The 23,644-nt window shown below is 44.4% G+C and carries 28 protein-coding genes; 4 read left to right on the top strand and 24 right to left on the bottom strand.

Features of this window, described 5'->3' with window-relative positions; genetic code table 11:
- Positions 1-15: 15 nt before the first annotated feature.
- From rdgB to BM293_RS05860, 19 genes are all read right to left on the bottom strand, one after another.
- Complete coding sequence (gene rdgB, locus BM293_RS05770; RefSeq protein WP_093447492.1) at positions 16-726, bottom strand: RdgB/HAM1 family non-canonical purine NTP pyrophosphatase; 711 nt, start codon at positions 724-726, stop codon at positions 16-18.
- Positions 727-730: 4 nt separating this feature from the next.
- A complete protein-coding gene (locus BM293_RS05775; protein ID WP_093447494.1) occupies positions 731-1,279 on the bottom strand; it encodes an SgcJ/EcaC family oxidoreductase in 549 nt (182 codons plus the stop codon).
- A 66-nt stretch (positions 1,280-1,345) separates the two neighbouring features.
- The gene (locus BM293_RS05780) at positions 1,346-2,332 is read right to left on the bottom strand and encodes a LysR family transcriptional regulator (protein ID WP_093447495.1); all 987 of its coding nucleotides are present in this window, start codon (positions 2,330-2,332) and stop codon (positions 1,346-1,348) included.
- 23 nt (positions 2,333-2,355) lie between these two features.
- A complete protein-coding gene (locus tag BM293_RS05785) occupies positions 2,356-2,592 on the bottom strand; it encodes a P-II family nitrogen regulator (protein ID WP_234968915.1) in 237 nt (78 codons plus the stop codon).
- A gap of 103 nt (positions 2,593-2,695) precedes the next feature.
- Complete coding sequence (locus BM293_RS05790; RefSeq protein WP_093447498.1) at positions 2,696-3,676, bottom strand: sodium-dependent bicarbonate transport family permease; 981 nt, start codon at positions 3,674-3,676, stop codon at positions 2,696-2,698.
- A 127-nt stretch (positions 3,677-3,803) separates the two neighbouring features.
- Complete coding sequence (locus BM293_RS05795) at positions 3,804-5,123, bottom strand: SulP family inorganic anion transporter (protein WP_093447886.1); 1,320 nt, start codon at positions 5,121-5,123, stop codon at positions 3,804-3,806.
- A 218-nt stretch (positions 5,124-5,341) separates the two neighbouring features.
- Positions 5,342-5,587, bottom strand: coding sequence for a hypothetical protein (locus BM293_RS05800; protein ID WP_093447500.1), 246 nt, complete (start codon positions 5,585-5,587; stop codon positions 5,342-5,344).
- On the bottom strand, positions 5,584-6,126 hold the full coding sequence (locus BM293_RS05805) for a ferritin-like domain-containing protein (RefSeq protein WP_093447502.1): 543 nt from the start codon (positions 6,124-6,126) through the stop codon (positions 5,584-5,586). The genes BM293_RS05800 and BM293_RS05805 overlap by 4 nt, the downstream gene beginning before the upstream one ends.
- A 48-nt stretch (positions 6,127-6,174) precedes the next feature.
- On the bottom strand, positions 6,175-6,483 hold the full coding sequence (locus BM293_RS05810; RefSeq protein ID WP_093447503.1) for a BMC domain-containing protein: 309 nt from the start codon (positions 6,481-6,483) through the stop codon (positions 6,175-6,177).
- A gap of 72 nt (positions 6,484-6,555) precedes the next feature.
- Positions 6,556-6,855: a BMC domain-containing protein gene (locus BM293_RS05815; protein ID WP_093447505.1), complete on the bottom strand. Its 300-nt coding sequence runs from the start codon at positions 6,853-6,855 to the stop codon at positions 6,556-6,558.
- Positions 6,856-6,972: 117 nt separating this feature from the next.
- On the bottom strand, positions 6,973-7,233 hold the full coding sequence (locus BM293_RS05820; RefSeq protein WP_093447506.1) for a carboxysome peptide B: 261 nt from the start codon (positions 7,231-7,233) through the stop codon (positions 6,973-6,975).
- Positions 7,233-7,481 carry a carboxysome peptide A gene (locus BM293_RS05825; RefSeq protein ID WP_093447508.1) on the bottom strand — a complete coding sequence of 83 codons (249 nt, stop codon included), beginning with the start codon at positions 7,479-7,481 and terminating at the stop codon, positions 7,233-7,235. Before BM293_RS05825 ends, BM293_RS05820 begins: the two co-directional genes overlap by 1 nt.
- A gap of 20 nt (positions 7,482-7,501) precedes the next feature.
- Positions 7,502-8,254 (bottom strand): hypothetical protein, encoded by a 753-nt coding sequence (locus BM293_RS05830; RefSeq protein ID WP_093447510.1) that lies wholly within the window; start codon positions 8,252-8,254, stop codon positions 7,502-7,504.
- 3 nt (positions 8,255-8,257) lie between these two features.
- Positions 8,258-10,417 (bottom strand): CsoS2 family carboxysome shell protein, encoded by a 2,160-nt coding sequence (locus BM293_RS05835; RefSeq protein WP_093447511.1) that lies wholly within the window; start codon positions 10,415-10,417, stop codon positions 8,258-8,260.
- 33 nt (positions 10,418-10,450) lie between these two features.
- Positions 10,451-10,795 carry a ribulose bisphosphate carboxylase small subunit gene (locus BM293_RS05840; RefSeq protein WP_093447513.1) on the bottom strand — a complete coding sequence of 115 codons (345 nt, stop codon included), beginning with the start codon at positions 10,793-10,795 and terminating at the stop codon, positions 10,451-10,453.
- Between the two features lie 35 nt (positions 10,796-10,830).
- Positions 10,831-12,243 (bottom strand): form I ribulose bisphosphate carboxylase large subunit, encoded by a 1,413-nt coding sequence (locus BM293_RS05845; RefSeq protein ID WP_093447515.1) that lies wholly within the window; start codon positions 12,241-12,243, stop codon positions 10,831-10,833.
- Positions 12,244-12,428: 185 nt separating this feature from the next.
- Positions 12,429-12,800, bottom strand: a complete 372-nt coding sequence (locus tag BM293_RS05850; protein WP_093447516.1) for a SirB2 family protein — start codon at positions 12,798-12,800, stop codon at positions 12,429-12,431.
- A gap of 50 nt (positions 12,801-12,850) precedes the next feature.
- Positions 12,851-13,828 carry a malonyl-ACP O-methyltransferase BioC gene (bioC, locus tag BM293_RS05855; RefSeq protein ID WP_234968917.1) on the bottom strand — a complete coding sequence of 326 codons (978 nt, stop codon included), beginning with the start codon at positions 13,826-13,828 and terminating at the stop codon, positions 12,851-12,853.
- Positions 13,794-14,588, bottom strand: a complete 795-nt coding sequence (locus BM293_RS05860) for an alpha/beta fold hydrolase (protein WP_093447520.1) — start codon at positions 14,586-14,588, stop codon at positions 13,794-13,796. Before BM293_RS05860 ends, bioC begins: the two co-directional genes overlap by 35 nt.
- Before the next feature lie 203 nt (positions 14,589-14,791).
- Here BM293_RS05860 and BM293_RS05865 point away from each other — a divergent pair, with 203 nt between their 5' ends.
- Positions 14,792-15,001 carry a cold-shock protein gene (locus BM293_RS05865; protein WP_006460156.1) on the top strand — a complete coding sequence of 70 codons (210 nt, stop codon included), beginning with the start codon at positions 14,792-14,794 and terminating at the stop codon, positions 14,999-15,001.
- Positions 15,002-15,104: 103 nt separating this feature from the next.
- Positions 15,105-15,599, top strand: coding sequence for a DsrE family protein (locus BM293_RS05870; protein WP_093447522.1), 495 nt, complete (start codon positions 15,105-15,107; stop codon positions 15,597-15,599).
- Here BM293_RS05870 and bioF read toward each other — a convergent pair.
- Together bioF and bioB are read right to left on the bottom strand one after the other, a co-directional pair.
- Complete coding sequence (gene bioF, locus BM293_RS05875; protein WP_093447523.1) at positions 15,586-16,743, bottom strand: 8-amino-7-oxononanoate synthase; 1,158 nt, start codon at positions 16,741-16,743, stop codon at positions 15,586-15,588. The two genes, BM293_RS05870 and bioF, sit on opposite strands and share 14 nt — an antisense overlap.
- 11 nt (positions 16,744-16,754) lie before the next feature.
- Entirely contained in the window at positions 16,755-17,762 is a 1,008-nt protein-coding gene (gene bioB, locus BM293_RS05880; protein ID WP_093447525.1) for a biotin synthase BioB, read from the bottom strand.
- A 57-nt stretch (positions 17,763-17,819) separates the two neighbouring features.
- Here bioB and BM293_RS05885 point away from each other — a divergent pair, with 57 nt between their 5' ends.
- Both BM293_RS05885 and BM293_RS05890 read left to right on the top strand, forming a co-directional pair.
- Positions 17,820-18,506: a ComF family protein gene (locus BM293_RS05885; protein WP_093447526.1), complete on the top strand. Its 687-nt coding sequence runs from the start codon at positions 17,820-17,822 to the stop codon at positions 18,504-18,506.
- A gap of 53 nt (positions 18,507-18,559) precedes the next feature.
- Positions 18,560-19,720 (top strand): glycerate kinase, encoded by a 1,161-nt coding sequence (locus BM293_RS05890; RefSeq protein WP_093447528.1) that lies wholly within the window; start codon positions 18,560-18,562, stop codon positions 19,718-19,720.
- A 6-nt stretch (positions 19,721-19,726) separates the two neighbouring features.
- Here the strand turns inward: BM293_RS05890 and BM293_RS05895 are convergent, their stop codons facing one another.
- Genes BM293_RS05895 through BM293_RS05905 form a run of 3 tightly spaced genes read right to left on the bottom strand, consistent with a single transcriptional unit; the run spans position 19,727 to position 23,571 of the window.
- Positions 19,727-21,553, bottom strand: a complete 1,827-nt coding sequence (locus BM293_RS05895; RefSeq protein ID WP_093447529.1) for a sugar phosphorylase — start codon at positions 21,551-21,553, stop codon at positions 19,727-19,729.
- A 15-nt stretch (positions 21,554-21,568) separates the two neighbouring features.
- Entirely contained in the window at positions 21,569-22,780 is a 1,212-nt protein-coding gene (locus tag BM293_RS05900; protein ID WP_093447531.1) for a glycosyltransferase family protein, read from the bottom strand.
- Positions 22,777-23,571: an HAD-IIB family hydrolase gene (locus BM293_RS05905; RefSeq protein WP_093447533.1), complete on the bottom strand. Its 795-nt coding sequence runs from the start codon at positions 23,569-23,571 to the stop codon at positions 22,777-22,779. Before BM293_RS05905 ends, BM293_RS05900 begins: the two co-directional genes overlap by 4 nt.
- Positions 23,572-23,644: the final 73 nt, after the last annotated feature.

The following is a 23,644-nucleotide window of genomic DNA, read 5'->3' on the forward strand; positions in this document are numbered from 1 at the left end:
TTTTATGGATGCCTTTTATCGTCTCTGCTTGATAATCTGTGGTACAAGCGCTTTAAAGGCTTCAAGACGATTACTTAAGGTTAATTTTTGATCATCGGTTAACTGTGCTGCCGTCATACCAAACTCAGGCACATAAAAAATAGCATCGTATCCATAGCCATTTTGACCATCTAAACTTTCACTTAAATAGCCAGACCACTCTCGTGTGACCGTAATGGGTAAAGGGTCAGCCGCATGGCGCATAAACACCACAGTCGAAATATAGCTCGCTCTGCGCTGTTCACCTTTAAGCGACGCAGCTAAAGTCAGTAGCTTTTCACAATTTTGTTTATCCGAAGCCCCTTCACCGGCAAAACGCGCTGAATATAATCCTGGTAACTGACCTAGTTCTGCAACAAACAAACCAGAATCATCACCTATGGCAGGCAATCCCGTTTGCTCACAAGCATGACGCGCCTTCAAAATCGCGTTTTCTAGCAACGTATGCCCTGTCTCTTCAATGGACGATACTGAAAACGCCGACTGCAATACCAACGAAATATCAGTAACGTGAGGTATGACCTCAGCCGCCTTATTGGCATTACCCGTTGCAAGCACCACCTCTAACTTACTATTCTGATTGGCTGAAGCATTATCAAGGCTAGCACAGGCCTTGCGAACAATCGCACGATTGCGACTGTAAGCAACTGGCTTAGGACGGGAGGGTTGACTACGAAGACGCGGCACTGGTTTACTCGGGCATCATGGAAGAATGATGGTGAATAATTTTCCAACCACCATTTCTATGCTCATAAACGAAAGTGTAACGGGCGTTTACTTCTTGTACCTGACCATTAGTGGTTAGTTTAAAAACATACACACCTGCATCCGTCAATTTATTACAACCTTTCTTTACATTACGCTGCTTAATAATACCGAACGGATTTTTTTCTAGAAAATGATCAAAATAATCAATAATTTCATTGCGAGAGGTACGAGGAACGTTGGACACGGTTGGCAACAAAATGGCATCGTCAGCATATAAGTCTGCAACATTAGAGGCTTTACCACTTTGCAATGCGGTATTCCATTTATCAAACAAGTTTGCTGCCAGCTTTTCATCAGCAGGTTCACAGTAACAGCTTTCTGCTGAAACGGGCGTATCGATAGGCCGACGCGAAACACCCGAACCAGTAATAGCCTGATAAGGTGTACGCAATGAGTTACTTAAACTCACTCCACCCGCTTGTGAATGGTCGATTCCGGATGTACCGGTAATTTGATAAGAATTCGATTGCATATAATTTATATTCCAATATAGCACCCAAAATAGGGCACAAGTTTAACAAAATTTGTTAAAGACTGTTTAGTAAGTTACAGCTCCATCTGCCGAGTCAACACTGGTCTGGAAGTACTCGGCACCTTTTTCCAATAAAAAATCTAAAAACTTGCTTGATAATATCGACATGGATTTTCCACTTGGATAAACAATATTTAATTCTTTTTCCAACGGAAACCCCTGAACATCCAATATGGCCAAAGGTCCCTCAACCCCTTCAAGGTATAACGAATGTTTTGGTACCACTGAAATACCTAAACCACCAAATACTGCATGTTTAATTGTTTCCGTGCTTTCCAAGGTGAGGCGCTCATTAATTCGAAGCTGCTGTTCATTAAATCTTTCTTCTACTGCTGAACGAATACCTGAACCAAACTCACGCATGAGAATGGGTTCTTCAGCTATTCGTGCCAATGAAATATTTTTTTTCCCAACCAACGGGTGATCTCGATGCGCAATAAAAACTAACGGGTTGGGTGCAAACGGAATCACTACCGCATCCAATGAGCTTGGCGGCTTCTGACCCATGATATACATATCATCCAAGTTATCGGCAATTCGGTTGAGGATAGTTTCACGATTACAAACCGTAAAACTCAAATCTATGTTAGGGTAAGCTTTTGAAAACTCACCCAAAGCCAAAGGCAAAAAATACTTAGCCGTAGTCACAACGGCGATTCGCAGTCGCCCTTTGCGCATGCCTTTAAAATCATGTAATCGCATTTCAAGGTTGGCTAACACGTCGATAACTTCACGACAAGCAATTGCGACTTCTTCACCCACTTCGGTAAGAAAGATATTACGTCCTAGTTGTTCGTAAAGTGGGGTGTCAATTGACTCCTGAAAGCTCTTTACCTGTGCTGACACAGTCGGCTGCGTTAAATGCAGCTCCTCGGCAGCACGCGTAAAACTAGCCAGACGGGCAACAGCTTCAAAAACCTGAATTTGACGCAAAGTTAAATGACGAATCAAATAATGATGCGTAATTATGTTGCTTTCAGGACTCGTGCTCACATTAGCTGGCCTAATACTATCATCTAGCTATCTTCCGAACGACACTTAAACGGTGAATGTAGCTCAGCATTCAAACTAAACACAAAATGATGGTAGCCCTTGCGAATATCCTGATTCAGCTCATTGATGAGTGACTCAAATTTAGCTTCTGGCAACATCACCATGAACATAACATTGCTATCTGCATCAAAATGCCCAGACTGTAAACCAGTATCACCCTGACCATTTACGCTTAAGTTGGTATAACTAGAAATGTTCAATTTCTTAAAAATCTTTTTTAAACGCGTTTCCAAAATATTTGACGTAATAATTTGAACGAGCTTTTGATTGCATAAATTATCCATAAGGCTCTCTCTACTTTGCCTAACCAATATACCAAACCGACAAGCTGTAGAACAATGGAATGCCTACTAGCACGTTGAATGGGAAGGTAACACCTAGGGCGAGTGTTAGGTAATAAGATGGGTTAGCCTCTGGCACCCCCATTCTCATGGCTGGCGGCACCGCAATGTAGGAAGCACTGGCCGCTAATATAGCCACCAACAACGTACCACCAGCACTAAAGCCAAGCATGGTTGCACCAACAAAAATACCAATCAAACCACCAATTAACGGCATGATTATACCAAATGCCACAAGCGGAATGCCAACCTGTTTAAATGCCTTCATTCGTCGAGCTGCTTCCATACCTAAATCCAGCAAGAACAAGCACAAGACACCCATAAAAATACCATGTGAAAAAGGATAAACCTTCTCCATCGCTTCTGGACTTGAAATTGCACCAATTACCAGGGCACCCAACAATAACACTACACTACCATTCGTAGTCGCCTCGTGAAGCAAGGACTTCCAAGGTGTAGCCACAGCCTCATCACCAACTGCCTGAAGCTTTCTTCTTGCCATAGCGGCAAGCAATAAACCAATTATGATAGCAGGGGCTTCCATGACCACCATCATAACAATGGGATAGGTCTCATACTCAATACCAGATACATCCAAAAACGCAATTGCAGCTAAAAATGTCCCCGCGCTTACCGAACCATAATGTGCAGTAATGGCGGCAGCGTTAAACCGGTCGATACGATCCCTGAAACGTAAAATCATATAACCAATCATGGGCGTTAAAAAACCTAACACCATCGCCCAAAATATTGATTTGAATGCTAAACCAATTTCAGCATTAGCAAGTTCGACACCCCCTTTTAAGCCTATCGCAATCAATAGATATATTGAAAGCCCTTTACCCAAGCCGTCTGGAAACTTCAGATCAGACTTAATGACCTTGGCAAAGACACCCAATGCAAAAAAGAGAATAGCTGGAATCAAGATGGCATCTAAACCCATGATAGACACTCCTAAATTAAATTGAATGCCTATAATAGGTTAGAAATAAATAAAATTTAAATCGAAATTTATAATCCTTTGCATAGACCAAAATCTATACAAAGAATAAGAACACATACACTTAAAACTAATTTAAACCCTCTTCATCCTTAAACTTTTTGAGATAGTTCCTAACAATATCATGGGTGCCAATATTATCTCGCTCCTTAAAAATAACAAAATTTATAAATGCATGGATTGCCAGAGCAATAAGTAATCCTTCAAAAATACCAACCCAGTAGACTAGCAGCCCACAAAGAATGGCAAGCAAAGTCGCATAACGACCAAAGTGTGCAACATGGAGTAGCCCTAATATCATTTTAATACCCACAAAAATCATAATAATCCCGAGGGCAAATTTGGGCAAAAATTCCAAGTACTGAATATTTATAGCAAAGAAGGTAATCACTAAAGCAATAATTAATACCGAGAACTTGGTGTAAGCACCGGCAAGGCGATTAGTAGAGCTTTTTGCCAAACCATCCAAGTTGGTCATACCGCCAAAGAAACTGGAACCCATATTAGCAACCCAAATAGCCAATAAACTATTGTTACTATTACATTTACGTTTTAAGGGATCAATTTTTTCAATCGCGGCATTACTCATGACTTGTTCGATCACATCAATAATAGCCAGCATCAATGCAAAACCTATCGCATAAGCCCATAGACTGATTGAATTAAAATCTGGCACAGGTAGCGCTAACGTAATATCTGCATCCTCAACTTCAAGCATTGAGACAGGTAATAATAGTGAAGCAACAATACCGAAAATAATTAACACAAAGTAAGGTACTGCTGGTTGTCGATCCTTGAAGTATTTAAATAACGCCAAAAATAGACCTGCACCAATCAAGGACAATACAATGATTATAATTCTCTCAGATGTAAAAAAAGTATCCGACGCATCAAGAGCTCCCGGAACTTCGTAGGTGAAAACCAGAAAGGCTAAGACAATTTTTAAACCAATACCAGCAAGCAAGCCTTCAACTAAATAAGTAGGCACTAGCTGCAATATATAACGCTGCCAATTAAACTTCCATATTATCGCCTGAAAAGTTGCGGTTAGAAAGATTATGAACGCCATATTTGATATGCCAAATATAGAAACACCCATTGCAAGAATAGGTGCCAGACCCGCCGCAATACCAGGTGCACCTATAAAGTTTCCTGGCCTGAACCACGCAAACATCCAACCAATAAAAGAAGCAAAGGCAACAGTTGCGAGACCAACCTGAATAGGATAGTCAGACATAATAGCGATACCAATTGAAAGTGGAATCGCCATCGCAGCGGTGATAATTCCAGCTTGAACATCACGGGTTACATATTGTTTTTGATAAGCTGCACAGGATGCTTGTTCACATTTAACATCCTGCTGTAAATTTTTATTTTCTGTGTTTGACATAAAAAACTTCTTTCGTTTAGGGTTGTAACGATCCTTAAATACAAAATAAGAACCTAACTTCAACTGAAACGACATTAATCAAAGCTTTTGGCTGCAACAGACTAATGAAAAACCATCATATAATAAATGAGTGAAGATTCGTCTTTTAAACGCACTTCCCTACCTAAAAAAAAAGGCTGGATAACCAGCCCTTCATAAATAACTTTAGAGCTCTAAAGCTATTTTTTATAAACACCTTGTATATCTTCTGCTAGCTTATATTCATCTTCCGATAGAGTTTCACCAAGGGAATATATAATTAAACTAGCAAAATCACGACCAAAACTAATATTGGGGTAGATACCCGCATCTTCAGTAATGGTCGCAACATCATCTAAAAAATCACGCAATGCGTTGTAATTCTCAAATAAGAACTTCACTTCTAATGTTGTAGAGTTTTTGTTTTCACGCCAACTTCCACTCATAGAAATCCTCTATTCATTTGCTGATTTCTAGACTGCGCCATGTAGTCAGCAGACCATTGACGAATTCTCATCAACTGATCCTGCTCTTCCTCATATAGACGACCAAAAAGTTCAGCATCCTGAATAGCACCTAAATTAGCACTGAAATTATAAGCTTGTTCGTACAAGTTTATTAGCTGCACCTCGTGCAACTCACAAATAGACAAAGCTTCTATAACGTCAAATGACGGCTTAGATGGAGTAAGAATAGAACCTGCTGGCAAAGCTCCATGATCTACCATGCGCTCAGTAAGTTCAGAAGCATGGCGAAGTTCTTCATTTGCTAACTGAACAAACTGTTCGGCAAATGCATCTTCAGACCGTTTCTGAGAAAGTGCTGCGTGAGCTAGATACTGCTGTGCAGCAGAAAACTCTAAGCTCATTGCACGCCCCAGAAAACCAAGTATTTGAGGATTCATGCCATTAGCGCTGCGTAATTCACGACGAGTAAGCTGACCTACACCCGCCATTACACTTCTGCTGTTAGTACGATAAGGCATTAATGACTCCTAATTCAGAGGCACAATGTGCCTCCAAAAAACACTTAATTAAAGACGCGAAGCTGGGTTAACACCAGCAACCAATACAGGTTCAACTTCTTTGTGAGGACGTGCAATAATGTGTGCAGCTACCAAGCCATCACCAACACGCTCACACGCGTCCGCACCAGCACGAACCGCAGCATTAACTGCACCAGTCTCGCCACGAACCATTACTGTTACATAACCACCACCAACAAATTCACGGGTGATTAAACGCACTTCTGCCGCTTTAGTCATAGCGTCTGCTGCTTCAATTGCAGGAACAAGACCACGTGTCTCGATCATGCCTAAGGCAATACCGTATTCATTGCTCATTATTTCAACTCCATTCTGATTTTAATCACTGTTAATATTTGAGTTCGTAACAGGGTTAAATTCAATGTACTATTAAGCTTGCTGTAAGGTTGAGTTTAGAACTGGCTCAACTTCCTTGTGTGGGCGAGCAATAATGTGAGCAGCAACTAGGCCATCACCAACACGTTCACAAGCATCAGCACCAGCACGAACTGCTGCGTTTACAGCACCAGTTTCGCCACGAACCATAACAGTTACATAACCACCACCAACAAAATCACGCGATACTAAACGAACTTCTGCTGCTTTAGTCATTGCGTCAGCTGCTTCAATTGCAGGAACAAGACCACGAGTTTCGATCATACCTAGTGCGATACCATATTCAGTTGACATAACTTTCTCCTAAAATAAAAAAATTTAACAATTATCTAATTTGAGTTCGTAACTGTTAAAAATTCTGTAAAAACCAGAGTTTTTACCCATTATCATTAAACCCCTTCGAGGAAGAGATTAATCCTTATCAACATCCTGTGGCCAATTATCAATAATGCCACTGATTGTTAAATCTGTTAAGTAACGATCATCACCAGATGCCGTTCTAGCAGCAGAATTAGCGATGGTAAAAACCCATTCACCAACTTTGCATCCAATAGGGTCAAGTGCAGCGGATGTACCGCCAGAAACACTTTTTAATACTTTTACGGGCAGATGCCCTAAATCATCAAGCCTACTGGTAAGTATTAATTGATGAGTAACCTGATGGATTTCCATCAACCTTCCCACTTATCAATAATACCAACAATAGTGAGGTCACTTGGATAGGCTTTAGTGCCTGTTGCATCACGAGCAGCAGAACTACCCACACAAAGCACCCAATCACCAGGTTTACAGCCAACAGCATCGACTGCTACCATTGGTGTACCACCAACCTTCTCCCTAACTATTAGTAAGGGTTTATGATCCATAGTTGCTATACGATTGGTAGACACTATGGCTCTATCAACTTGAAATATCTTCACTAGCCAAATACCCCAATCTTTTATGACAATGTAATAACTGCCATATACAAAATAATGCCTAACAAAACGGTATCACCCGCCTTCAATCGAATATTATTCTTATATAACACTTCATTTAAATATAATCTTACAAGCATCAAACTTAACTTGCTATCCGCTTTCACAACTAGGTTTGAAATATGATCCAACCCAAGTTGTAACTCAAACCCATGACCACACAAGGTAAAACTTGAACTAGCTTTTCCACTAGTAAAAGTTAGGCTTGCTAATAATGCTGCATCAGGATTTGTATAAATTCCCACAGCTGATCTTAAGCCATTAAGTTTACGTGTATCCGTGCCACTTAGTTCATCATGCATCTTAAAATTAAGATTAGCTAAATGGACTGGGCCATATTCTTTTGAAAAAGCTAAAAGGGATAGGATCAAATAATAATAATACACATCCCAGTTCGTTTTAGTCTTTAAATTGAGACCCTTTAACCAGTTCTCTGTTGGAAGATGATTAAATTTTCTCAATAACTGATTTTTAGCTATTTCAATAAAACATGGATCAGATTTTGCTGCAAACAAATCATCAACGTAAGCTGCCAAAGTTTCAGCATTATAATCCAGTAAAACTGGAGCAAACGCTGGAAGCACAAACGATGACTTATCCTTAGCATACGTTTGGCTACCAGTATTTGTCATTAAATGATGGTGATTATATTGCTCGGCAATATAATCATTTGTTATCACACGCCCGTTTGGGGCTCTAACAACACCATTTTGCATAGCTTAGGCTCTTGCGCCACCTGAAACAGTAACACTAGCGCCCTGTTTGGTATTACCTGACGAGCCCGTAATCGGACTGGATTCGGCTACCTTTGGATTTGTTTCTGGCCTGAAGTCTCTTGCTAGATTAAGGGATTTTGATCCATTGCCCTTCATACTCACATTGCGACCTTTAGCCCAGCGGCCTTCTGTACCGGTTACACTACTTGCACGTCCCCATGAATCGCCTGTGATAGAAAAGCCACGATCGGCCCCATCGCCTGTAATTTTTGAAGATAAATCCTCAGTAATTTCAGCGCCTGGACTAGCAACTGATGGTGCGGTCATTGGCATCATCATAGGTTGTGAAATTGCTTGCATACTCGCCGGGTTCATCAAAACTGGAAAGTCAGATTCTCCTGGCACAGAAGCAACACTGTTTTGACACATGGCTGAGGTTTGATCTACACCTTGATAAGGCGTACCACTTACACTACTACAAACACCTTGTTGTGCGCCAGTTAAACCCATTGGACCTGGTTGGGTACCTGTGGTTGGCTTAGGCACAACACCTGGACGGTTCATATAGTCCGGCTTTACCTTTTCAATTGGTAAATCACACTCTTCAGCTGCATCAAGGCTTTGATAATTAGAACCTGTTACACTTTTGCAGCGACCCGCCCCAGCACCAGTAACTTTACCGCCAAGGCCTGCACGGTCACCAGTGATTCTCTGCCCTACAAATGTTTTAGATTCAACTACTTTTCTAGCGCCCTGCTGAAGACTATCACCACAGCGTGCGACTCGCACGTCATTGGATTGATATTCATTGCCTGACACATCTTTACAAAAGCCAGCCTCATCACCTGTAACAGGTTTATAAAAATTTACATTAGTGCCAGATACTTGATTACCAGACGAGGTTTCTGAAACATCCACCTTGGTTGGTACTGACATAATGCTTGGTCTTGCCTGACGTGATGGTTCCTTTGAAGGAGTAGCTGTGTATGACAGATACTGACTTCCAGTTATAGAACGTTCTGCGCCTGGCTCAAGACCTGTCATAGCTTCGCGAGCCTGCATGGATGGACCAGAAATGGTCTGATTCTTCACGGTACGTGACTGACTCACTTTTACAGGTCCTGCCTCTGGCTTACTGCCACAAAACATCTCACCTTGATCAGCAGGTAGATACTCAGTACCCGTTACACCACGACATTGACCAGGCTCAGTGCCAGTAACCTTTTCAGACAATCCAACTTCGGTTCCACTAACATGACGCCCTGAAGCGGTCGATGTCACTGATACTTTACGAGGGTTAGCTTCAGGCTTAAAGCTACACTTGGCCTGAAATTCATCAGGGCTGGTATACTCTGTACCACTGATAACACGACATGCACCTGACTCTGATCCAGTCATTTTGTTGGTATCAGAAACCATGGTCCCGCTTACTGTCTGATCATAGCCAGTCTGAGAAAACCCCACTTTTGCAGGATAAGGCTCAGATGTTGCAGGCTTACGTGAAACCTTTCCCGTTGGACGGCACACACCAGATGATGTTTTACCTTGCGTACAACGCTGATGTCTCACTTCACGAGCAATCTGACGACCATTGGCATCTGGATTTGCCATCTTGGCAATACTTGATACCGAACTAGAGCCGGATAGCTTAGCTTTAAGTGCAGCCTTACCTTCAGACTGCGCTTTACGGTAAGTACGTGCAACCAATCGACCTTTAGGCATAACACTACCCATGGTCTTAACGTTTGTTGATTTAGCTTTTACTTCCTTGCGAGTACGCTCAGTACTTACAGCAGTTGCTGCTTGAACCGGTGCGCTAGCTTCAGAAGTAATAGGCTCAACAGGACGCTTTTGTCTTGGCTGACGAGTTGGCTGTGATTTAGCCTTATATCCACTGCCTTTGACAAGCTGTTTACGGCGTTCTACTGCTGCCTTTCTACCCTCGTTAACAACAGGAGTAGCAGTTGCAACAGTATTTCTTGAACGTGCTGGCGCAGCAAATGATTCACTGCGCACAGGCTCCGAACTCTTGACAGATGCAGAGGTATTCACAATAGGCTGATGAGCTTTGGGAACAATTGGTGTTCCCTTGCCCTTCGTTTGAGCTTGGCGACGTGCTTTTGCAAGATCACGGCCAGAAAGCCCTTGTGTGTTTGAACTCATGCATAGCCTCCTAAGAGTTGGCTGATTTATGGATTACAGACCGCGTGGACGATAAACAACAAATTCATGTCCTTTACACTGGGTGTAATTGTCATAACCAACCATACGGATTAGGTGGTCTGGATACGCACGACGACACTCTTCAAGCTCAGCAAGAACTTGATCAGGGTTACGCATACCGAAAAATGGTAGCTTCCACATACCCCAATAATGCTCAGATGCTTGCTCTGGTGCTTCATGCTCTAAAGCCGGCGTCCAACCTTGGTTAATAATGTAAACGATCTGATCGTAGATTTCGTCTTGGCTTAATGGTGGCAAGAACGAGAAAGTTTCATAGGTGCGTGTAGTACGGAAATCACCTGAACTCATTACTGACATAGAATTCTCCTTAAACTAAATGGGCAAGTTTGAAATTAAGCGTCAAGCTTATCAACAGTGTCAAATTCAAACTTGATTTCTTTCCAAGTTTCTAGTGCAACCGCTAGCTCTGGGCTATGACGTGCTGCATCACGAAGAATGTCACCACCTTCACGCTCTAGATCACGACCTTCGTTACGTGCTTTAACACAGGCTTCCAAAGCAACACGGTTAGCTGCTGCACCGGCTGCGTTACCACCTGGGTGACCTTGCGTACCACCACCGAACTGAAGAACTGAGTCATCACCAAAGATTGTAACCAATGCTGGCATGTGCCATACGTGGATACCACCTGAAGCAACTGCGAATACGCCTGGCATTGAACCCCAGTCTTGATCGAAGAATACACCACGAGAACGATCTTCTGGAACAAATGCTTCACGCAACTGGTCAACGAAACCTAATGTAGAGGCACGATCACCTTCCAATTTACCAACAACAGTACCGGTGTGTAAATGATCACCACCAGACAAACGTAGACACTTAGCTAGCACACGGAAATGGATACCGTGGTTAGGGTTACGGTCGATTACAGCGTGCATTGCACGGTGGATATGTAACAACATACCGTTCTTACGACACCAGTTAGCTAATGAAGTGTTAGCAGTGAAACCACCTGTTAAGAAGTCATGCATAACGATACGTACGCCAAGCTCTTTAGCGTATTCCGCACGTTCCATCATGTCTTCACAAGTTGCAGCGGTTACGTTTAGGTAGTGACCCTTAACTTCGCCAGTTTCAGCTTCTGCTTTGTTGATTGCATCAGCAACAAATGAAAAACGATCTCTCCAACGCTGGAATGGCTGTGAGTTGATGTTTTCATCGTCTTTAGTTAAGTCCAAACCGCCACGCAAACACTCATATACTGCACGACCGTAGTTCTTAGCTGACAAACCTAGTTTTGGCTTGATGGTACAACCCAACATTGGACGACCATATTTGTTCAACTTATCACGCTCTACCTGGATACCACTTGGTGGGCCACCACAGGTTTTGATAAATGCAACAGGGAAGCGAATATCTTCTAGACGTAATGAACGAACCGCTTTAAAGCCGAATACGTTTCCAACTAATGAAGTAAGTACGTTTACAACTGAACCTTCTTCGAATAAGTCTAATGGATAAGCGATAAATGCATAGAACGCATCTTTGTTACCAGGAACGTCTTCAATTCTGTAACAACGACCCTTGTAGAACTCCATATCAGTCAACAAGTCAGTCCAAACAGTTGTCCAGGTACCAGTTGATGATTCTGCCGCTACAGCTGCTGCTGCTTCTTCACGTGGAACACCCGCTTGTGGGATAACTTTGAAACACGCCAAAAGGTCAGTGTCAAGCGGAGTATAATCTGGCGTCCAATAGGTCAGTTTATAATCCTGAACACCAGCATTAAATGTTTGATTTGCCATACTACTATCACCTCAAATTAAAGGTTGTTACGAACTCACCGGACATAATAATTACCTTAAACCATAATGACTAATTGGAAAATCTAATGCTTTGCATAGATAATTATCAATGAACGATACTTTTTAATAATATTTTTTTATGATTTGTGCAAACTTTGTGCCTTAATTTCATCCAACACACAGTCCTAAAACGGCCAGGCTTGCTTCTCTACTGCTACTGCAACCAACAAGAACAATAATGCTAGATTAACTATCCAAAACATCCCTTGCTGAACTCGAGATTTGGCCACTTTAAACACCATGACACTCAGACCCACGTAAATCAACACGCCTACCAGCTTGATGAGTATCCATGGATCCGAAAATGCAAATGGCGTCATCAGTACAATTCCAACCGCACTTAGGATCAGTAGCGTATCAATAACATGCGGCACGATTTTGACTGGCTTTCTCGTCACCCATTCACGATTATAGATCACACCAAGACCACGTATAAAAAACACACTGATACTCGTTAATACAGCTAACTTATGTAATAACAATAAACTTGCATACACAACACACCCCCTAATGATAAATAAATATTTTTACGTTTATAAACTCAAACTTACAACGAACTTTCGCCGCCTTGATTGCGACGATTTTTTAACTCCACTGCCAACTCATCAAGGGTTATATTCACAACGCCTGATTTATCCCTGTTTGGCCCTTTCATAATTTCCTGTACGGCCCAAGCGTGGCCTTGCACTACTTCAAAGCTTGCCGCCACTTGACCCAGATGGCTTGTTTCTGCCTCATAGGCCGCCAACACTTTACTTAAGGTTTTACGCCCCAATAAGCCCGAAGACTGGCTTTCTGTCGCTGCTGCATTGGTCGCGCCCAGTAACTTTAAGTCTTTTAGAACATTGATTGGCTTGTCATAAACAAGCTGCAACAGATCTACATCCATGACTGGCTGACCAAACCCATTACGAATTAACGCATCACCTATATCATGCATATCGATGAAATCATTAAAACGTCGATGTGCCGACTCGCCCTCAACACTCAACCAGGCCTGGCGCAACTCCTTTAAAGTATCCGGACCAAAGGTACTAAACATTAATGCGCCACCCGGACGAATTACTCTGCGCATCTCTGTAAACACCTTATCTAAGTCTTCACACCATTGCAGCATAAAGTTACTTACAAGCATATCAAATGATGCATCGGCAAATGGTAAGCTATAGGCATCCGCTTGCACCCATTCAACTGGCAATCTCGGAACTGACCAAAACCGCCACTTGGCTGATTTGGTCGCTAATCGTAATTTACTCTGCAACAGCATTTGTGCAGATAAATCTACCGCGGTAATCTTGGCATCTGGGTAATGCTGACACAACTGTTCGGTTAGTAGTCCCGTACCGCAGCCCAACTCCAGAACATTTTCTTTTGAACTTTTCAACAACAATGTACGTTCAGCCATGTCCTTGGCAACTTGGCGCTGAATAACAGCAGCCTCATCATAAGTACTGGCCGCTCTAGAGAAGTGATGCTTTACATGTTGGCGATTAATCAACTCGATTCTCAGTGTGAATAAATTCAATAATACTTTGGCTGGTTAAATCTGGATGCGACAAGAATGGAATATGCGCCGCACCATTGATAATTCTAGCTGACCCCGCCTGTTCGCGTGTTACCCAGTCTAGCAGGCCTGCTGCCGGAACAAGCGGATCTTTTTCGCCAAGCAACCATAAACAAGGCCGCTTATTGTGGCGCATTTTGCCGCGCAGGTCTAGTGACTGTAGCAACTGAAGCCCCTGATAAAGTCCTTTAAAACTGGGCAGTGCACGTCCTAAATATTGTTGACGTAACTGACGAGTAAACAAACGCGCCTTGTCTCCACCCTGACACTGCAGTGCATAAAAGGTATTCAACAATGCCTTGCCATCTTCTTGCAATGCTTGAATAAAACCCAGCATTAAAGACGGTGCTACTCCGTAACGCCAGCCTTGCCCTTGTTGAAAACAGGGTGTTGATGCAAGGTTAATGATACCTAGAACACGTTCTGGATGTCTTAATAACAACTGTTGCGCCATCAATCCGCCCAAAGACCAACCCAGCACCCATGTCGGCTCATTGGGCAGTCGCTCGACTAAACTCGCTAACCAGGCCTGGTTCACTTTTTCAACCGAAGCAGTTAAGGCCAGATCAATTTCAGGCTGCTGTCCAAATCCGGGTAACTCAATAAAATGCAATGCCATGCTAGCACCCAGCGTTTGTTCTGCCCAAGTTTGCCAGACGTTGTTATCGGCACCCCATCCATGTATAAGCACTAAATTGGGTTTTTGCACGTCAGTATTCATTAGAGCAGCCTGCCTTTTAATATTATGGTGATTATAATTTAAGCAAACTTTGCCATTAAATTTGCAAAAAACAAGTTTTAAGCAAAAAAAACCTAAAAAAGACCCTAGTTTTGAAAACTAAGTATTCTTTTAGAAAAATACTATGGTAGGATTAACTTACGTCATCAAATTCGATGATGATTTTTATGTATTTTGAGGTAGTTATGTCAGATTTAGTTACAGGCACCGTTAAATGGTTTAACGATGAAAAAGGTTTCGGTTTCCTAGCACAAGAAAATGGTCCAGATGTATTTGTCCATTTCCGCGCAATCAATGGTAGTGGCCGTAGAACTTTAGTTGAAGGTCAAGCTGTTACGTTCAACATCACTGAAAGTGATAAAGGTTTACAAGCGGATAACGTTACCGCACTGTAAATCCAATTGCACTAAACTTTGTGTTAATGCAATCGAAACCGTGTCGTTTTTAACAGCACGGTTTTTTTATATCTACAAATTATAAAAATATCAGGAGCATACCATGTCTAAACTCACCCGCCTTGTTCTACCAATCATTGTTGCGCTTGGATTCGTGATGCCCGCTCAAGCTCAAAACCTTAAACCCGTACCTGAAATCCAAGGCCCCTCACAAGATCGTTTTCCAGGTGATCCCGCCACGCATAAAGTGGTCTATATGTTTAACCAAGCTGATAATGATTACCAAACGTCAATTCTAAACTCTATTCAAGCCATGCTGAGAATGTACGATGATGATGTCGAAATTGCTGTCGTGGTGATTGGTCCTGGCATTCACGTTTTAGCTAAAGAACCCCAGCGTGAAGTGGATCCGCTGATCTATGAGCGTGTAGCAAGCTTTGCCAATGACTACAATGTGCGTTGGATTGCCTGTGGCAACACGATGAATTCTATAGGTTGGCAACATGAAGACATGCGCCCATTTGCGGAATATGTTGAAGTAGGGGCATCAGCTTTGATGGAATTACAATCCAATGGCTTCGCGTTTATTGCTTGGTAAGCTGCGCAAAACCTTCAATCAAGCCCGCAATTTGATCGGGCTGATGACTAGCACTGAGCGTAATACGTAAGCGTGCTTGCGCCACCGTAGGTGGACGAATTGCCGCCACCCAGAATCCGGCTGTTTTAAGTTGCTCGCTCCAGCTCACTGCCTGAGCGGCATCTCGACACAACACGGGCTGAATAGCACTTGCTGATTCTAGCATGGGCAGCCTTAACTCATTTAACCCCTGTCTGAGCTGGGTAATATTCGCATTCAGCCTTGCTCTAAGCTGATCACCTTCTTGCACCAGTTCTAGTGCTGTCAAGGTTGCCAAGGCATTAAGGGGCGACATCGCCGTAGTATAGATAAAGGGTCTAGCAAACTGAATTAAACTCTCAATCAAAACTTCACTACCGGCCACAAACGCCCCACTGGTCCCAAACGCTTTACCAAACGTACCCATCAAAATATGATCTGCCGCGGGCGTCACGCCAAAATGACTAAAACTACCACGCCCTTGCGCGCCTAATACACCCATCGCATGCGCATCATCAACCAGCAACCAGGCCTGGTGCTGATCAGCTAACTGAGTTAAGTGCGCAATATCTGCTAAGTCCCCATCCATGCTAAATACGCTATCCGTCACAATCAGTGATTGCTGTTCCGTGCCAGCAAGACGACGCGATAATGCCGCATAATCTAAATGCGGGTAACGTTTAAAATCGGCTGATGAGGCTAATGCTCCATCAATTAGGGAGGCATGATTCAATTTATCCGCAATAATGACATCACCCGACTGCAACAAGGTTTGTTGCACCGCTAAATTAGCCATATAACCGGTTGAGAATAACAAGGCACGCTCAGTTCCCAACCAGCTCGCTAACGCCTGCTCAAGCTGATGATGATAATGATGATGACCGGTTACCAGATGCGCAGCGCCTGAGCCCCAGCCTGCAGCCTGATCTTTGCAAACCACGTCTTTAATCTTCGGATGACTAGCCAAACCTAAATAATCATTGGAACAAAAATTAATATAGGCTTGGCCATTAATGGTCATGGTGACCGCTTGGGGTGATGAAACCAGCGGACGCTGGCGATACAGTGCTTGAGATTGACGCTCAGCTAAACGTGACTGAAAGCGTTGCTTGATTGAGCCTTTCATCCCAGGCGCAACTAAGCCGACTGAGCCGCCACAGTGTCACCAGCAAGCTCAGCTTTCGCGGTTAAATGGACATTTATGCCCAACTTTTTGAACAACTGATGATCATGGTCCGCTTCGGGATTATCTGTCGTGAGCAACTTATCACCATAAAAAATGGAGTTAGCACCGGCAAAAAAGCACCAGGCCTGGGCTTGCTCATTTAACGACATCCGTCCCGCAGACAAACGCACATAGGACTTAGGCATCAAGATTCGAGCCGTTGCAATCACTCTAATAAAATCAAATGGATCCGTTTTGTCACGCATCTCGGCGAGCGGTGTGCCCTCAATCGGCACCAGTAAATTAATCGGCACCGAGTCAGGGTGATGACTCATGTTGGCAAAGGTTTTTAATAACTCGGCACGATCTTGCTGCGCCTCACCCATGCCAATAATCCCGCCAGAACAAACATTAATCCCTGCGTCACGCACCTTATCAATCGTATCTAAACGATCCTGAAACGAGCGCGTAGTAATCACTTGTGGGTAATAGGCTTCAGAGGTATCCAAATTATGGTTGTAATAATCCAAACCGGCTTCCTTAAGCTGCTGAACCTGCTCATCATCAAGCATACCCAAGGTCATACAGGTTTCCATGCCTAGATCTCGCACGACCTTCACCATTTCAAGCACCACAGGAAAATCTTTTTTATTGGGATTCCTCCAGGCCGCACCCATACACAAACGCGTAGCGCCTTGGGCTTTCGCCTGCATGGCTTTATCTAAAACCTCTTGCACCGCCAGCATTTTTTGCTTTTCTAAACCGGTGTCATAACGCGCGCTTTGCGAACAGTAAGCACAGTCTTCGGCACATCCGCCGGATTTAATATTCACCAACGTACTTACCTGCACCTCGGCTGGGTTAAAATACGTACGATGAATGCCGTGAGCCTGGAACATTAAATCATGAAAAGGTTGCGCCATAATGGCACGAATCTCTGCGACAGACCAATCATGACGGAGCGTATCAACTTGCTGCATTGCGACACCTGCACAAAAAATAAAGCCTTATTATAGCCCAAGCAACTGGAGATGCCGATGCATTGGTTAGAGAAATGGTTATTCCCACCTTGCTGCGTAGTCACAAGCGCCCCTACAGACCACCTAGATCTAGACCCCAAATTTGTGCAACAGTGGCAACGTTATGGCGATGCCTGCCCTTGCTGTGGGACTCACAGCCCGCAAGGTAAAATTTGTCGAAGCTGTCAGCAGGCATCACCTCGCTTAATCGAGCAAACCCATATTGCCTTTGCTTTTAGAGGCGAACTGCGCCAGCTGGTCCATCAATTTAAATATCACCAACAGCTGCATTTAAGTCGACTATTTGCCACCCTAATCCAACAACAACTTCAGCTCAATCCAGTCGATGCACTGGTACCCATTCCCCTGCATCCCAGCCGTCTTGCACAACGAGGCTATAATCAAGCCTATGAAATCGCGCGCATTTTAAGCAAGGACCTCGGCATCCCGATTTATCAGGGGCTCATTCGCCCCCAAGCCACTACGAGCCAAACACGACTCGGTCGCACGCAGCGTCAGCATAATCTCAGCCACGCCTTTGCCATTAACCCAAAGGTTGAAGCAGGCCTGCTAAAATTACACCGTGTAGCCCTCATTGATGATGTCATTACTACCGGCGCAACCTTACAAGCCGCCGCGCAGTCGCTTAAAGCCGCGCACCCAACCCTTGAAATCCATGCCTGGGCACTGGCCAAAACACGTTAAATCATTCACTTAGCTATGCTAGTATGGTTTGAACGATGACTAGGGAGTTGCCAATGCCTCGTATCCTTATTGCGCCAGATAGTTTTAAAGGCTCATTATCAGCCGTTGAATTTTGCCGAATTAGTGAGGAAGTGATTCAACAACACTGGCCTCACATTGAGGTGATTACCCGACCATTGTCAGATGGCGGCGAAGGTTTTATTGACGCCTTTTGTTACGCCGGCTTAGCGCAAGCCATCGAGATCGATAGCCTAGACCCATTGGGTCGCGCCATCACAGCGCAGTATGCTTGGCAAGCCAGCACCCGAACCGCGATTGTAGAAATGGCACAAGCCTCTGGCCTGCCTTTGCTCACACCAGCAGAACGCAACCCGATGCTTACCAGTAGTTTTGGTACAGGCCTGGTGATTAAAGCCGCGCTCGAACGGGGTGCCAAAACGATTATCTTAGGCTTAGGCGGCAGCGCCACCAACGATGGTGGCGTGGGTGCCATGCAGGCATTAGGTATTGAGTTTTTAAACCAACAAGGCCAGGCCATTCCACTCGGTGGAGCTGGCTTAAATCAGCTGGAAGCGATTGGCGATATCCCTGCCTCATTGCAAGCAATTAACTGGCAACTCGCTTGTGACGTGACCAACCCCCTCACCGGACCCAGTGGAGCAACGGCTATTTACGGGCCACAAAAAGGATTGCAAACCACCCACTTAGAAATCCTAGAGCAAGGTTTAACCCGTTTGGCTGACGTTATACAGCAACAATTTAGTCGCGAGATACTGACCAGGCCTGGTGCCGGCGCAGCAGGCGGCATGGCCGGAGGCTTTATCGGTGTACTAGGCGCACAAACTGCAAACGGCTTTGATTTGTTAGCCCAAGCCAGTCAATTGCAGCAGATTTTTGAGCAACCCAACCAACCCAATCAATACAACCAACCGATTGACTTAGTGATTACCGGTGAAGGGAAATTAGACGCGCAAACACGTCATGGCAAGCTACCGATTCGTGTGGCGCAACTGGCCAAGCAGTACCAGGTACCCACCCTAGCCCTTTGCGGCCAACTGGCTGTGCCACCCCAAGAATTAGACGAGTTTATCGGTGTGTTTAGCCTAATACCAGGCCTGGTTAATGAAGCCAGCGCCATGCAACAGGCGCCTACTTGGCTTGCAGATCGGCTCTACTCAACACTTAAGCTATTTTATACCCCAGCAGGCCGCTGAAGGCTGCTAATCCGTATGCATCGCCCATAGCGGGTTGACATCCTCAAGCTGCCCTGGCATCAACCATAACACCTGATAAGGTGCCAACATGATTGTTGTATCATCCTGGTCATAAACTTGTTGATCTAATAAGTTTACCCAGTGCTGATCCTGAGACTCAAAACCCTCGGTAGACAGCAAACAGGCCGCTAAATCAAAGGTCTGAAAATCATTGGTTAAATTAAACACCGCCAGCAACGGAAATTTAAGCTCACCCAACCCGCGCCAAAGTGCAAAAAACGCCGGGCCAAGGTTTAACACCTGCTGGTTGGTATCTGGATGAAAGGCGCGATGTTTTTTGCGTCGTTTTAACACCGCCACCAAGCGCTTTAACACCTTTGCATTTGGCGAATGCTCTCTGGCCAAAAGTGCCTCTAGATAGGGCTTGGCCCATTTGCGCCGGTTAATCGATCGAGTTCGACCGGTTCTTTCTACCCCCTCTTGGTCATTAACGGTTGCTAACAAACTGTGAATATAAAGCGCAGGAATCCCTTGCAGACTCAGCATGATTAATTGCGAACATATAAAACGATCAACCTGCCATTGATCTGGCCCCAAACCATGACAAGTTTCTCGAAAGGCGCTGAACAACGAGATATTAATCTCATAAGGCGACTGTGAGCCATCTGGGCGGCTGCGCATCGACACATAGCCGCCTTGACGATGCATCCCAGCAATCAAATCTTCAATTTCTCGATCCGGCAATAAGCCCTCAACTGGACGCAAGCCTATGCCATCATGCGAAGCCGTAAAATTCAAATAATTACACCCTGGTGGTGGAGCGGCTAAATCTTGCGCCCAAGCGGTCAAATATTGACCATCGCCACGATAGAGCGCATGCAACACCAGTGGAGCAAGGCTAAATTGATAGACTAAATGCGCCTCATCCCCCTCGCCAAAATAAGACACATTTTCTTGATGCGGCACATTGGTTTCAGTCAACACCAAACTGTTTGGACTCACCCAAGCCATTACATCACGAATCAACTTCACCACTTCATGGGTTTGCGGTAAATGAATAGACGGCGTACCCAATATTTTCCATAAAAACGCCACCGCATCTAAACGGACAATCTCGGCACCCTGCTCAATATAAAACAACAATACCTCTAGCATTTTAAGCAACACCGCCGGGTTGGCAAAATTCAAATCAATTTGATCAGCACTAAAGGTCGCCCACACCCATTTACGCCCAGCATGGGTGTAAGCCGGCACCAGCAATGGCGTATTACGTGGCCGCACCACCATCGACACATCGGTTTTGGGATCCACCTCAATAAAAAACTCATTAAAAGGCGCCACATTTGCCTTAAAGTCAGTAAACCAGAGACTTTCTCGCGATACATGATTCAGCACATAATCAAACATCAGTTTATAGTGCTGATGCAATGCCGCAACATCCTGCCAATCCCCTAAATCGGGATCGACTTGCAAATAATCAATCACTGAAAAACCATCATCCGAGCTGTAAGGAAAAAACGGCAACAAATGCACATGACTAATGGCATCTTGCACATGTTGTGCAAGAAACTCATTTAGCACACTTAAAGGCACACCCGCATCATGATCATAGATACTATCCCCATAGGTAATCAGCACTACATCATCCTGTGACCAAATGCTAGAATGAGTCGGGGCAGCAGGCGCATGACGCCCCTGCTTTTGCGCTAGCTTGTCCCTGCTCGCTGTCATAGCCTCACAGAGTTTTTGATAACAATCCTGCGCTTTCTCAGCAGAATATAACCGCTCTAATCGCGTTAATATCTGCGTTAAGGTTAAATCTGCTGTAGACATTTTAGACTCCTGCAACTAGGCATTATCACGTTCAACCGCTTCACGTAACTCTTGTAAAATACTAGGACGTGCGCTAATAACGCGGTTCCAATTGGGTACTACCGGCTGGTCATCGGCCATGTTAATAAAATCGTCACCTGCACTAATGATATTGTCGGCAAACAACTCAACAACCCGCTCTTCTTCATGTCGATCCAAGCTTAAGCCATTCATTTCGGCATCAAACGCATAGGATTCGAGCTGATCAAGCGCAGTACGATAATAAACAGCACGCACCGAACGCAGTGTTGCCCGCGAAAATTGATGACCACTGGTTGCTAATTTGCGATACAAAGATTTAGCTATATCCTGACTCATCCGCGACAAGCCAGCGTTGGCATCATCAAAGGATACCTGCTGATGCTTATGATCATAACGATCTGATACCTCTACCTGACACACGCGGCGGTTGGAAAAGTTACGGCGAATTTCGGCTAGAATGCCAATCTCCAAACCCCAATCACTGGGGATGCGCACATCACGGAGTGCATTGACCTCCAAGGCAAATTCGCCTGCTAGAGGATAACGAAACGAATCTAAATAGGCCAATAAGTCATCCGGCCCAAGCACGGTTTCAAGTGCACGCAATAACGGCGTGACCAATAGACGCGCGACCCGCCCATTGAGCTTGCCGTCGGCATGACGAGCATAATAGCCTTTTGAAAAAACAAAATTAAACGTCGGATGCGCCACCGGATAAAACAAGCGCGCTAACATACTGCGATCGTAGGTTAATATGTCACAGTCATGCAGCGCAACAACCTGCGCACGCTGAGAAGCCAACACATACCCAAAACAACCCCACACATTTTTACCTTTTCCAGGCTCTTGCGGCGCCAAACCTAAATCAATCAACGGCTGCATCGCCGCCTGAATATTGGGACCATCATTCCATAGGATTTTATGCGGTTGAGGTAAACGCGAGAAAAACCGCTTAGCATACTCAAACTCCTGCTGATTCGCACGATCAAGACCAATAACTATTTCTGTTAAGTAGGGCACTTGCGATAATTGATCAACAATTTCACTTAACGCTGTACCGGATAACTCGCTAAAAAGCGAAGGCAGTATTAGACTCATTGGACGTGCCTGACTATATTGCATTAAGTCTTGCTCTAATTCTTCAACGGATCGATCGGTCAAGTTATGAAAAGTTGTCACCGTGCCGTTTTGGAAAAAATCACTCATACTGTCTCCTTAAAAAGTAGCTGCTCAACACATTGAATCCAGCCAGCTGGTGCGGGTAGTGCACTATAAATGACTTGCTGACCAGGCCTGGTCGCAAGCTTGAGATAAGAACCATCGGGTTTGGGCATCACTACAGCGACATCAGCGGCCATCAACATGGCACGGTCATTGTCACCATCACCCAGCGCTAATATTTGGTAGTCTTGTTTAAATTGATAATTGGGCAACCAACCACTTACATCCAATCGCAATGCGGCAAGCGCGGTCGCTTTAGAATGACGTCCCATAACATGGTAAAAACGCCCGCCAGCCACACACTGCAAACCGAGTTGCGCTAGATAGCTTTTAAACTCCGTAAATAGACTATCAGTCCCTAACCATTTTATTGGCTCGGTTACCAGTCGATCTTTTGCTAAAGCTGCTTCGGCTAACGACAAGCCAGTTGCATCCACAACCTCGTCTATTGTCCAGTCACTAAATCCGGCAAATGAGGGCGCATGTTGCTGGGCACGCCAAGCATGCAACATAGGCAGGTAATCCACCACGGCCTTACCACACAAATTTATCTGATCACCTGCCATAACCCCGCCATTTTCAGCAATCACCGGTGACAATAAGTTTAATTGATGACGCCAAGCGGTCAGCTCTGACAGGGTTTTAGAAGAATTGAGGATAACAGGAATGGCATTATGTTGCAGCCGCTCGATTATCTCGGGGATTCCCGTGGCATCATAACTGTGATGATTGAGCAGCGTACCGTCTAAATCCGTCGTGATCAACCAGTCCGTCATGGTGATCTCCCGCGTTTAGTAATAAGTTAATTTTATTAAACCACACTTTTTCGAGATCACCAAATCGACAGAG

Source organism: Thiomicrospira sp. ALE5 (assembly GCF_900112445.1).
In the GTDB taxonomy this organism is placed as follows: Bacteria; Pseudomonadota; Gammaproteobacteria; order Thiomicrospirales; family Thiomicrospiraceae; genus Thiomicrospira.

Coding starts and splice junctions, on each gene's coding strand:
- BM293_RS05815 (WP_093447505.1), bottom strand. CDS start 6,855: ATGTCAACTGAATATGGTATCGCACTAGGTATGATCGAAACTCGTGGT.
- BM293_RS05795 (WP_093447886.1), bottom strand. CDS start 5,123: ATGTCAAACACAGAAAATAAAAATTTACAGCAGGATGTTAAATGTGAA.
- BM293_RS05830 (WP_093447510.1), bottom strand. CDS start 8,254: ATGCAAAATGGTGTTGTTAGAGCCCCAAACGGGCGTGTGATAACAAAT.
- BM293_RS05800 (WP_093447500.1), bottom strand. CDS start 5,587: ATGAGTGGAAGTTGGCGTGAAAACAAAAACTCTACAACATTAGAAGTG.
- BM293_RS05775 (WP_093447494.1), bottom strand. CDS start 1,279: ATGCAATCGAATTCTTATCAAATTACCGGTACATCCGGAATCGACCAT.
- BM293_RS05810 (WP_093447503.1), bottom strand. CDS start 6,483: ATGAGCAATGAATACGGTATTGCCTTAGGCATGATCGAGACACGTGGT.
- BM293_RS05865 (WP_006460156.1), top strand. CDS start 14,792: ATGTCAGATTTAGTTACAGGCACCGTTAAATGGTTTAACGATGAAAAA.
- BM293_RS05890 (WP_093447528.1), top strand. CDS start 18,560: ATGCCTCGTATCCTTATTGCGCCAGATAGTTTTAAAGGCTCATTATCA.
- bioF (WP_093447523.1), bottom strand. CDS start 16,743: ATGAAAGGCTCAATCAAGCAACGCTTTCAGTCACGTTTAGCTGAGCGT.
- BM293_RS05870 (WP_093447522.1), top strand. CDS start 15,105: ATGTCTAAACTCACCCGCCTTGTTCTACCAATCATTGTTGCGCTTGGA.
- BM293_RS05805 (WP_093447502.1), bottom strand. CDS start 6,126: ATGCCTTATCGTACTAACAGCAGAAGTGTAATGGCGGGTGTAGGTCAG.
- BM293_RS05820 (WP_093447506.1), bottom strand. CDS start 7,233: ATGGAAATCCATCAGGTTACTCATCAATTAATACTTACCAGTAGGCTT.
- BM293_RS05895 (WP_093447529.1), bottom strand. CDS start 21,553: ATGTCTACAGCAGATTTAACCTTAACGCAGATATTAACGCGATTAGAG.
- BM293_RS05905 (WP_093447533.1), bottom strand. CDS start 23,571: ATGACGGACTGGTTGATCACGACGGATTTAGACGGTACGCTGCTCAAT.
- BM293_RS05860 (WP_093447520.1), bottom strand. CDS start 14,588: ATGAATACTGACGTGCAAAAACCCAATTTAGTGCTTATACATGGATGG.
- bioB (WP_093447525.1), bottom strand. CDS start 17,762: ATGCAGCAAGTTGATACGCTCCGTCATGATTGGTCTGTCGCAGAGATT.
- BM293_RS05885 (WP_093447526.1), top strand. CDS start 17,820: ATGCATTGGTTAGAGAAATGGTTATTCCCACCTTGCTGCGTAGTCACA.
- BM293_RS05835 (WP_093447511.1), bottom strand. CDS start 10,417: ATGAGTTCAAACACACAAGGGCTTTCTGGCCGTGATCTTGCAAAAGCA.
- BM293_RS05790 (WP_093447498.1), bottom strand. CDS start 3,676: ATGGGTTTAGATGCCATCTTGATTCCAGCTATTCTCTTTTTTGCATTG.
- BM293_RS05845 (WP_093447515.1), bottom strand. CDS start 12,243: ATGGCAAATCAAACATTTAATGCTGGTGTTCAGGATTATAAACTGACC.
- BM293_RS05900 (WP_093447531.1), bottom strand. CDS start 22,780: ATGAGTGATTTTTTCCAAAACGGCACGGTGACAACTTTTCATAACTTG.
- BM293_RS05840 (WP_093447513.1), bottom strand. CDS start 10,795: ATGTCAGTAATGAGTTCAGGTGATTTCCGTACTACACGCACCTATGAA.